Genomic DNA, 10,257 nt, shown 5'->3' with positions numbered 1-10,257 from the left:
CGAGACCGTCCGCCGGCTCATGCGCGCAGCAGGACTGGAACCCTGCCAGCCCAAGCCCTGGCGGCCGGTGACCACGACCCCAGGCGATCCGACTGACATCCCCGACCTCGTCAAGCGGGACTTCACCGCAAACCGACCCGGCTGCAAATGGGTCGGTGATATCACCTATATCCGCACCTGGGAAGGATGGGTCTACCTCGCGACCGTCCTCGACTGCTATTCAAAGAAGGTCGTCGGGTACGCCCTCGCCGACCACATGCGTACCGAACTCGTCAGCGAAGCTCTCGAAATGGCGGCAAGGAACCAGCCGAACCGGGCCGCGAAAACGATCTTCCACAGCGACCGCGGCTCCGTTTACACCTCCGCCGACTTCGGGAAACTCGCGAAGAAGCTCGACATCAGACAATCGATGGGCCGGACGGGAGTCTGCTGGGACAACGCGTGGGCCGAATTATTCAACGGAACACTCAAGAACGAGCGCTGCAATCGCACTCAATGAGGCTTATGCAGAATCCCGGTAGGGCTTCACAAAAGCCCTGGTCAGGGGCTTGTTCGCTGGGTGTGCGAGGGGATTTTGCATAAGCCCCAATATCCGACAAGAGAGAAAGCGATCCGCGACGTGACACGATACATCGAACTGTGTTACAATCAACAACGACTTCACTCGGGACTCGACTATCGGACCCCGAACGAAGCCGAGCAGGCATGGATCACCGAGAACCTCGCCGCGTAGACAACTATTCAACTGGTCCAGGAAACTTTGGGCAGCTCTGTTGGCGCGGCCGACGGAGTAGGTGTCCTGGGCCGTGAGGTTGATGACACTTCGGGTCTTGTGACATGGGGAGGCCTCCTGGCTTGACGGAGCTGTTTAGTGGAAGGCTATTCGGATGTGCCATGCATCTTCCGCGAGGAGGTCAAGCGGGACAGCTGTCGAGCCACCGGACAGCGCAGGATTCTGCTCTCGGGACGCCCGCGGGCTCGAGCCGGACCGGTGACGGGCAGCTTCAGCTTCTTCCCGTCCGCCTGCACGGCGGCGGTCAAGCGACGTGGCGGCTGCGGCCGGCCTCTTGTGACCTCGCCCGAGCTGGCCGAGGACTATCGCGTACGCCTGCGCTCCCTCATCTAGGCGACGAAGCTCCTTTGCGCGCGGAGCCGCCACACGACGGATGGAGTTTGCCCGGCTGACCGGGCTCAGCAGCGGTGCGAGTCGCCCAGCGTCGCTTTCCGGTCCGAGGTCTCACAGCGGACCGCCCTGCGATCTGAGCACTTGAGTGAGGGCGATTCCTCCTTGCGCGCTGGCGTCGGCGGCGTAGGTGTCGAGGACGATCGCGACGCTATTGCGTTCCAGCCGTCGTTCTCGCGTATCGATCGGCCCGAAGACCTTCATCGCGTCCTCGAGGTCCTTCATTGCCGTACCCAGGAGCCAGATCCGGACCGGCCCATACAGAGGGCGATATTCGAGGATCGTCTCGTGGTTCTCCTGGATGTAGTGAAGGGACCATCGTCCTGGCGCATCAGGGCCATCGTCGAGGTCTCGATGCCAGTCGTACCCGAAGTCGGCACCAGCGACAACCGGGAGGGTCCACGCTCGGGCCTGACGGCGCGGGTCCTCCGCGATGAACTCGTCAAGAGTGTCGTAGACGATGCACCAGCGCGGTGAGACATCGCGTTCAGCCTGGACCCGTTCCTGTTCGCGCCAGAACTCAGCTTCCTGCCGGAACTCAGCTTCCTGCTGATCGACCTTGATCGTGTCGGCCGCGGCGAGCATGTCAGCAATCCACGCGGTGACCTGTTCGATCTCCCCGTCGAGCACGCGTAGGACCTGCTGACGCCTCGCTGACAGGGTGTGTTAGGCCATGAGCTCGCCCTCGAGAAGGCGAACTCGATGCGCGGAGGGGAGGCGGTGATCGCCCATCAAGCCAATGAAACGGACGAGGACGTTGCGATCGGCGCGGGCTTCCCGCCGGTTCTGCAGGGCGTGGGAATGATCTCCTGCGGCCTCTGAAGAGCGATCGGTGAGATCGGCGATGGAGGCTTCATCGTTCTCCACAGCTGCCTCGATCTGATCGCGTTCTTCGCTCAGGTCCTGGAGGTACGTCGGGTAGGCGACATGCTCGGGTGACTCGAGATCGGGTTCGAGGCCTTCAACGCCGGTGAAGGCGCGCAGCTGCTCGACGGCTGCCGCGTACCCGTCCTTCTCGCCCTGCCGACGTGCTCTGTGTACATCGTCTGCGGTGGCCATGAGGTTCCCTTTCGTCGCGTGATCTTGTGCGCTCACGAACATGACTACTCGCATCAGCCGGGAAGAAACCCGCAGATGGTGGACCTGCCGCTGTCCTGCGGGCTCAACCGTAGGCCGGGAGTGCAGAGCCGGGCGGATGGTCGGGGAGAGTTCCGCGCTCGCGGGCTCGGATCGGCACGGCCGCAGACGATGGATCGACGCCGCGGAGCTAGGGGCCGTGCGGCTCAGACCGCCGCGAGCCAGGTCAGCTGCGAGTTCGGCTCCACGATCAGCGGGCCCAGCCGTTCGTTGAACACGGCTCCGTAGTCGGCCGAGATGTGCGCCTGGAACGCCTCCTCGTCGCGGTAGACCTCGTACACGAAGAACCGTGCCGGGTCGTCCTCTCGGCGGTAGGGCACGAACTCGACGTTGCCCGGCTCCTGCCGGACCAGAACGGCGAGGTCGGCGATCATGCCGGCGACCGTTTCCTCGTTGCCGGGCAGCGCGGTGAACTCGGCGACGAGGATCCGTGCGCTCATGCGGTCGCCGCCCCGGTCATGATCGCGACCGCGTCGGTCATCGAGTGCGACTGCGGCGTGATCGTCGCCGCCTTCTTGCCGAGGCGCTGGATGTGGATCCGGTCGGCCACGTCGAAGACCTGCGGCATGTTGTGGCTGATCAGGATGACGGGGATGCCGCGGTCGCGCAGGTTGCGCACCAGCTGCAGCACCTGGTTCGATTCGCGCACGCCGAGGGCGGCGGTCGGCTCGTCGAGGACGACGACCTTGGAGCCGAAGGCGGCGGCGCGGGCGACGGCGACGGCCTGGCGCTGTCCTCCGGAGAGGTTCTCGACCGGGACCGTCACGTCCTGCAGCGTCGAGATGCCCAGCTCGGTCAGCTCGGCGCGGGCCTCCTTGCGCATGCCTGCCGTGTCGAGCATCCGGAACACGGAGCCGAGGATCCCCTTCTTGCGCTTCTCGCGGCCGAGGTAGAGGTTCGAGGCGACGTCCAGGGCGGGCGAGACGGCAAGGTTCTGGTAAACCGTCTCGATGCCGGCGCCGCGGGCGTCCTGCGGACGCTTGAACGAGACGGGCTGACCGTCGAGGAAGAGTTCGCCCTCGTCGGGGATTTCGGCGCCGGTGAGGCACTTGATCAGCGTGGACTTGCCGGCGCCGTTGTCGCCGATGATCGCCAGGACCTCGCCGGGGTAGAGCTCGAGGCTGACGCCGTCGAGTCCGACCACTCGGCCGAAGGTCTTCACGAGGCGCTTGGCCTGCAGGACGGGGGTGCGGGCGGCGGCGGGAGCAGTGCCCGCGGCGTCGATGAGGGTCACTTGCGAACCTTCCGGATCCACTGGTCGACCGAGACGGCGACGATGATGAGGACGCCGACAGCGAGCGTCTGGTAGAGGACGTCGAGTCCGGCGAGCGAGAGCCCGTTACGGAAAACGCCGACGATGAGGGCGCCCAGGAGAGTGCCCCAGACCGTGCCGCGACCGCCGAAGAGGCTGGTGCCGCCGATGACCACGGCGGTGATCGAGTCGAGGTTGAGGTCGGCTCCAGCGTTAGGGCTGGCCGCGTTGGTGCGGCCGATCTGGATCCACGCGCCGATAGCGAGGATCGCCCCGGCGGCGAGGTAGACGCTCATCAGCACGCGGTTCACGCTGATTCCGGCGAGGCGGGCGGCCTCCTTGTCATCGCCGACCGCATAGACATGGCGGCCCCAGGCGGTCTTCCCGAGGATGAACGCGACGACGATGTAGAGGGCGAGCATCAGCAGTACGCCGTAGCTGACCCGAACGCCGAGGATGTCGAAGGTGCCGCCGGTAGAGGGCAGCAGCGCCGGCATGTCGGTGCCGCGGACCGTCGATCCGCTCGAGTACACCAGCGTCAACGCGACGAAGATGTTGAGCGTGCCGAGGGTGACGATGAACGGAGGGAGCCGGAGCCGGGTCACGAGCATGCCGTTGAAGGCGCCGGCCACGAGGCCCACGACCAGGCCGAGCAGCAGCGCGACGATCGCGGGGAGGCCGTTCGCGGTCGCGGTCTGCGCGATGACCATCGATGTGAGGACCATCACGGCACCCACCGAGAGGTCGATGCCGGCGGTGAGGATGATCAGGGTCTGCGCGACGGCGAGGGTGCCGACCACCGCGACCTGCTGAGTGATCAGCGAGAGGTTGGAGGGGTCGAGGAAGCGGTCGTTCAGCACTCCGAAGACGATGATCGCCAGGACGAGGACGACGGCGGGGCTGACGGCGGGGTAGCGGTGCAGGACCCCGCGGACGCGGTCGAGCGGCGTGCGTCGGTCGAGGAACTCGCTGGCGAGATCCAGGGCCGAGGTCGGCGGATTCGGGTCGGTGGTCTTCTGAGCCACGATGGCCTTTCTGAGGTCGCGGGGAACGGAGGAGGGGGGCGGAGCGCCGGGGGCGCCCTGCCCGTGACGGGCTAGTCGCCCCAGCAGATTCCGGACGCGTCGTCGGAGCTGATGCTGTCGAGGCCGTCGACGGGGGTGTCGGTGACGAGGGCCGAGCCGGTGTCGAAGAAGTCGAGCCCGGCGCTGGTGCTGGGCTTGGTGCCGTCCTCCGCGAGCTGCGCGATGGCCTCGACTCCCAGCTGCGCCATCTTCACCGGGTACTGCTGCGCGGTGGCGCCGATCAGGCCATCCTTGACGTTCTTCACGCCGGCGCAACCACCGTCGATCGAGACCAGCAGGACGTCCTTCTCCTTGCCCGCGGCCTGGAGGGCCTGGTACGCGCCGTAGGCGGCGGGCTCATTGATCGTGTAGACGACGTTGATGTCGGGGTTCTTGGAGAGCAGGGTCTCCATCGCGGTGCGCCCACCGTCCTCGGCGCCCTGGGTGGCTTCGTTGCCGACGAGCTCGTAGTCACCGCCGCTGTAGCTGCCGGTCTTCGCCTCGTCGCCGTTGGTCGCCTTATCGGCGACGTCGATCCCCATACCGGTGAGGAAGCCCTGGTCACGGTTGTAGTCGACCGAGACGACCTTGTCGTCGAAGAGGTCGAGCATCGCGATGGTCGCCTTCTTGCCGTCGAGCTGCGCGGCGGTCCACTTGCCGATGGACTCGGCGGCGGTGAAGTTGTCGGTGGCGAAGGTGATGTCGACCGCGTCGGCCGGGTCGGGGGCGGTGTCGAGGGCGATCACGAAGAGGCCGGCGTCGCGCGCCTTCTGGATCGCATCGACGACGGAGGGGCCGTTCGGGGTGATCAGGATGCCCTTGTCGCCCTTGGAGATGGCGTTCTCGATGGCTTGGATCTGGGTGTCCTCGTCGCCGTCCTCCTTGCCTGCGGCGAGCGTGAGGCTGACTCCGGCCGAGGTCGCGGCCGCCTTGGCGCCGTCCTCCATCGCGACGAAGAAGGGGTTGGAGGTGGTCTTCACGATGAGGGTGACGCCGGCGCCGTCGCTGCTTCCGGCGGGCGAGTCGCCCCCGGAGGAGCTGGAGCAGGCGGTCATGCCCAGGGCCGCGAGGATCGCGACGGAGCCGAGGCCGATGTACCGGGTGAGGCGAGGGGAACGGTTCGTCATTGAAAGTCCTGTTCATAGGGCGGGAGCAGCCTCCCGACAACGATGTCAGAAGTAGGTCTATCGGGTTCGCGACGCTAAGGTCAAGCGATCCTGCAGAAAGCGAGACCGGAACGTGACACCGTTGTCAGAAGGTGCCGGAAGGCGCCCCACCATGAAGCACGTGGCTGCTCTCGCGGGGGTCGGCATCAAGACGGTCTCGCGCGTCATCAATGGCGAGCCGAACGTCTCGACCGCGACGATCGAACGAGTGCGGGCCGCCGCTGCGCAGTTGCAGTACCAGCCCGACCTGCACGCGGGGAACCTCCGCCGCTCCAACGGGCGCACGAACACGCTGGGCCTTTTGGTGGGCAGCGTGGCCAACCCGTTCTCGGGAGCCCTGCACCGTGCGGTCGAGGATCTGGCGAACGAGCGCGGAGTGGCGGTCTTCGCCTCCAGCCTCGATGACGATCCGGCGCGCGAGCGCTCCAGCGTGAATGCGTTCGTGTCGCGGCGCGTCGACGGGCTGATCCTGACCACCGTCGCGCCGAGCCAGGCCTATTTGGGTGTCGAGGTCGCCCGCGGCACGCCCGCCGTGTTCGTCGACCGCGTCCCCTCGGGCATCACGGCGGATGCGGTGATCACCGATAACGCGGCCGGCATCGCGCGAGCGGTGGGTCACCTGGTCTCCTTCGGACACCGCCGCATTGCATTCCTCGGCGACCGGCCCGAGATCTTCACGGCCAAGGAGCGCGAGCGCGGCTTCCATGAGGAGATGGGTCGGCGCGGCCTGCCGGTGCCTCCCGAATACGTCCGTCACGGCGCGCACGACGAGCACGCGGCCGAGGAGATGGCGACCGCGCTGCTGGAGCTTCCGACGCCGCCGACCGCGATCGTCGGCGGGCAGAACCTGATCACGATCGGGGTGCTCGCCGCGTTGCGCGGCCGAGGCGCACACGGCCGGGTCGCGCTGATCGGATTCGACGACATCCCCCTCGCCGAGATGCTCGAGCCCGCCGTCTCGGTGATCGCGCAGAACCCTGCGCTGATCGGTCGGACGGCGGCGGAGCGCGTGTTCCTGCGGCTGGACGGCGAGGACGAGCCGGCGCAGACCTTTGTGATCCCGACCACGCTGATCGCCCGCGGTTCCGGAGAGGTGCCCTGCCCGCACTGAGTGCTGCGTGGACGCAGTCTGATCTTTTTCGCAGAGAACCCTTGAATTGTCCGGAGGACAATCCGTAGATTGCCCCTCACTTGACAACGTTGTCAGTCATGACACGCGCAACGAAGGGCGTTCTTCCATGCATTCTCCTCATCGCTCACTTCCGCGACGCAGTGGCCTCGTGGCCGCCGCCGCCGCGCTCTGCCTCGTCGGCGGCGGACTCTCCGTCCCGGCCGTCTCCGCCGCTCCGCTCGACCCCGCCGCAGAGACTTATCGTCCTGCGATCCATTACTCGCCGACGAAGAACTGGATGAACGACCCCAACGGGCTCGTCTACTACGAGGGCGTCTACCACCTCTACTACCAGTACAACCCGCAGGGCACCCGCTGGGGGAACATGAGCTGGGGCCATGCCACCAGCACCGACCTGCTGCACTGGACCGAGCAGCCGCTCGCGATCCCGGGCGACGCGGAGTCGGATATCTTCTCCGGCTCGATCGTCGTCGATAAGGACAACACCTCCGGATTCGGCACCGCCGAGAACCCGCCCCTCGTCGCGATGTACACCGCCGCCTACAGGACGGGGGAGCAGGCCCAGGCACTCGCCTACAGCACCGACGCCGGGCAGACCTGGACGACGTACGAGGGCAACCCGGTCATCGACCGCGACCAGAACGACTTTCGCGACCCGCACATGTTCTGGTACGACGGCGGCACTCCGGAGTCGTCCTACTGGGTCGTCGTCACCGTGGAGGCGGACGACCACAAGGTGCTCCTGCACAAGTCGACGGACCTGCGGAACTGGACCGAGCTCAGCGAGTTCGGCCCGGCCAACGCGACGGGCGGAGTGTGGGAGTGCCCGGACCTGTTCCCGCTCGCGGTCGACGGCGACCCTTCGAACGTCAAGTGGGTCATGGTCGTGAACCTCAACCCGGGCGCGGTCGGAGGCGGCTCCGGCGGCCAGTACTTCGTTGGCGACTTCGATGGCACCACCTTCACCTCCGAGTCCACCGTCGGCTCCGACACCCTCCCCGAGGGAACCACCCTCGCCGGTTTCGACGACGGCACCTACAACGGCTGGACCGTGAACAACGAGCCGGGGAACCGGAAGAATGGGCCGTTCGGCGCCGCTCCGGCCACCGGATCGATCGACGGCCAGCAGGCGGTCACCGGTTTCGCCGGAACGGGGTTGATCAACGGCTTCAACGATGGGGACTGGCCGGTCGGCTCGATGCGCTCGCCCGATTTCACTGTCGACCAGGACCACCTGAACTTCCTCGTCGGCGGCGGCAACCACCCGCACGTCGACGGCACTCAGCTCGCCAATGATCCTCCAGCGGGCAGTGAGCTCTTGTTCGACGGCTTCGAATTCCCGGACCAGCAGAGCCTCACGGACAACGGCTGGACCGTGACCGGCGACTTCGCCGACGGCACCAATCCCTCTACGAACGGCGGTGAATTCTTCCTCGGTGAGAAGCGGATCAACACCTTCGAGGGCGGCCCGAAGGGCGACGACAACACCGGCACGATGACCTCTCCGGAGTTCACGATCGACAACGACCACCTCAGCATGCTGGTGGGCGGCGGTTTCCGACCGGAGGGCGATGCCCAGACCCTCGAGGTGCAGCTCGTCATTGACGACGAGGTGGTGGCGACCACGGCCGGCACGAACGACGGCGCCCTCAACTGGAAGAGCTGGGACGTCTCGGCCCACCAGGGGAGGACGGCGAGGATCGTGGTGCAGGACGGCGCGGCCGGAGGCTGGGGTCACCTGACCGTCGATCACGTGGTGCTCGCCGACACCCCCGCGCAGCTCCGCTCCGTCGAGACCAGCGTCACTCTGGTCGTCGACGGTGAGGTCGTCCGCACCGCGACGGGCAGCGACAGCGAGAGCCTCGACTGGGCATCCTGGGACGTCGGGGACCTCGCAGGGCGGACGGCGCACCTTCAGGTCGTCGACAACAACCGCGCGGGCTGGGGCCACATCCTCGCCGACCAGTTCATGCTGTCGGACGAGCCCGCGCAGAGCCGCCTCGTCGACTACGACTGGCTCGACTGGGGCCGCGACTACTACGCCGGAGTCACCTTCGACAACGCGCCCGACGGCAAGCGCATCATGATCGCGTGGATGAACAACTGGCAGTACGGCGAGGCGATCCCCACCGGCACGTGGCGGGGAGCGATGGCTCTGCCGCGCGAGCTGTCGCTGCAGACCGTCGACGGCGCCCCGGCGCTCGTGCAGAAGGTCGTCGACCAGACCGCGGGCCTCGCGAGCAGTGACGAGGCGTTCACCCTCGGCGCGGCCGACATCCTCGAGGGCGAGACGGCCCTGCCTGCCGCCGCCGCCGAGGGCAGCGTCTACAGGCTCGACGCGACCTTCAGCGCCGGCGATGCCGACTCGTTCGGTCTCTCCGTCCGCAACTCCGCCGATGGGAGCCAGCGCACGCCGATCAGCTACGACGTCGCCTCCGGTGAGCTGAGCGTCGACCGCACCCGCTCGGGTGATGTCGGCTTCGACGCCGACTTCCCCTCGGTCGAGACCGCGCCGGTGGCGTTGGAGGACGGGAAGCTGCACCTCGAGCTCTACGTCGACCGCGCCTCCGTGGAAACCTTCGCGCAGGGCGGCCTCGCGACGATCACCGATCAGGTCTTCGCCGACCCGAGGAGCACGGGAGTCTCGCTCCTCTCCTCCGGGGGAACCGCGCGCCTGGAGAGCCTGACCGTCACTCCGCTGCGCCCGTCGATGTTCACCGACCCGGCCGCGATCGCCACGCTGACCCCCTCGGGGCAGGCGCAGACCGTCGAGACCGGAGCGGCGATCACCGGCCTCGGAGTCACCGCGACGAACGCGGCCGGTGCTCCCGTCGCCGGCGCCGACGTCGCCTACACGATCGAGGGCCCGGCCCGCTTCGCCGGGGGCGGCACCACCGCCACCGCGACGACCGGCGCCGACGGCTCCGCTCCGCTCCCCGCGGCGACCGCGGGTCCCGGCACGGGTTCCGTCTCGATCACCGCGGTCTCGGGAGGCGTCAGTGCGCTCCTTCCCGTCGTCACGGTTGTCGCTCCGGCCACCCGGGTCGATGTCGATGTGACGATCACCGGCGTGACGCGCGGCGGGTCGGTCGTGCTGACCGCCACCGCGACGAACGCCGGGAACACGCCGGTCCGCCTCAGTATCCCGACGCCGTACGGTGAGCTGAAGGTCACCTCGCTGGCGGCGGGCCGCACGAAGTCGGTGTCGGTGGACACGCACCTCTCGCGGCTGCCGGCTGGCTCGTTCCGTGTGACGGCGACCGCCCCCGACGGGACCCGGGAGACCCTCCGAGTGCTCTACCGCGGCTCCGCAACGTAGCCGC

General features: G+C 67.5%; 8 protein-coding genes and 1 pseudogene. 3 read left to right on the top strand and 6 right to left on the bottom strand.

Annotated features, from left to right (window positions below):
• Positions 1–733 (top strand): annotated as a pseudogene (locus C5D07_RS02960) (IS3 family transposase); the annotation flags it as partial.
• A gap of 504 nt (positions 734–1,237) precedes the next feature.
• Here C5D07_RS02960 and C5D07_RS02955 read toward each other — a convergent pair.
• From C5D07_RS02955 to C5D07_RS02930, 6 genes are all read right to left on the bottom strand, one after another.
• Positions 1,238–1,813, bottom strand: a complete 576-nt coding sequence (locus tag C5D07_RS02955) for a hypothetical protein (RefSeq protein WP_104258642.1) — start codon at positions 1,811–1,813, stop codon at positions 1,238–1,240.
• A gap of 36 nt (positions 1,814–1,849) precedes the next feature.
• Positions 1,850–2,284 (bottom strand): hypothetical protein, encoded by a 435-nt coding sequence (locus tag C5D07_RS02950; protein ID WP_146076777.1) that lies wholly within the window; start codon positions 2,282–2,284, stop codon positions 1,850–1,852.
• A 182-nt stretch (positions 2,285–2,466) separates the two neighbouring features.
• On the bottom strand, positions 2,467–2,760 hold the full coding sequence (locus C5D07_RS02945) for a putative quinol monooxygenase (protein WP_068250301.1): 294 nt from the start codon (positions 2,758–2,760) through the stop codon (positions 2,467–2,469).
• Positions 2,757–3,554 carry an ATP-binding cassette domain-containing protein gene (locus C5D07_RS02940; RefSeq protein WP_068250304.1) on the bottom strand — a complete coding sequence of 266 codons (798 nt, stop codon included), beginning with the start codon at positions 3,552–3,554 and terminating at the stop codon, positions 2,757–2,759. The genes C5D07_RS02945 and C5D07_RS02940 overlap by 4 nt, the downstream gene beginning before the upstream one ends.
• A complete protein-coding gene (locus tag C5D07_RS02935) occupies positions 3,551–4,597 on the bottom strand; it encodes an ABC transporter permease (protein ID WP_068250306.1) in 1,047 nt (348 codons plus the stop codon). Before C5D07_RS02935 ends, C5D07_RS02940 begins: the two co-directional genes overlap by 4 nt.
• Before the next feature lie 71 nt (positions 4,598–4,668).
• On the bottom strand, positions 4,669–5,763 hold the full coding sequence (locus tag C5D07_RS02930; protein WP_104258640.1) for a substrate-binding domain-containing protein: 1,095 nt from the start codon (positions 5,761–5,763) through the stop codon (positions 4,669–4,671).
• Between the two features lie 151 nt (positions 5,764–5,914).
• Between C5D07_RS02930 and C5D07_RS02925 the strand changes: the two genes are divergently transcribed.
• Together C5D07_RS02925 and C5D07_RS02920 are read left to right on the top strand one after the other, a co-directional pair.
• The gene (locus C5D07_RS02925; RefSeq protein ID WP_104258639.1) at positions 5,915–6,913 is read left to right on the top strand and encodes a LacI family DNA-binding transcriptional regulator; all 999 of its coding nucleotides are present in this window, start codon (positions 5,915–5,917) and stop codon (positions 6,911–6,913) included.
• A gap of 127 nt (positions 6,914–7,040) precedes the next feature.
• On the top strand, positions 7,041–10,253 hold the full coding sequence (locus tag C5D07_RS02920; RefSeq protein WP_181134373.1) for a GH32 C-terminal domain-containing protein: 3,213 nt from the start codon (positions 7,041–7,043) through the stop codon (positions 10,251–10,253).
• The last annotated feature ends 4 nt before the right edge of the window (positions 10,254–10,257 follow it).

Origin of the sequence: Rathayibacter tritici (assembly GCF_002932875.1) — a bacterium.
GTDB classification, from domain to species: Bacteria; Actinomycetota; Actinomycetes; order Actinomycetales; family Microbacteriaceae; genus Rathayibacter; species Rathayibacter tritici.
The sequence above is the reverse complement of the archived record's forward strand: the minus strand, read 5'-3'. Positions and strand labels throughout refer to the sequence as shown.

Coding starts and splice junctions, on each gene's coding strand:
- C5D07_RS02950 (WP_146076777.1), bottom strand. CDS start 2,284: ATGTTCGTGAGCGCACAAGATCACGCGACGAAAGGGAACCTCATGGCC.
- C5D07_RS02945 (WP_068250301.1), bottom strand. CDS start 2,760: ATGAGCGCACGGATCCTCGTCGCCGAGTTCACCGCGCTGCCCGGCAAC.
- C5D07_RS02930 (WP_104258640.1), bottom strand. CDS start 5,763: ATGACGAACCGTTCCCCTCGCCTCACCCGGTACATCGGCCTCGGCTCC.
- C5D07_RS02925 (WP_104258639.1), top strand. CDS start 5,915: ATGAAGCACGTGGCTGCTCTCGCGGGGGTCGGCATCAAGACGGTCTCG.
- C5D07_RS02920 (WP_181134373.1), top strand. CDS start 7,041: ATGCATTCTCCTCATCGCTCACTTCCGCGACGCAGTGGCCTCGTGGCC.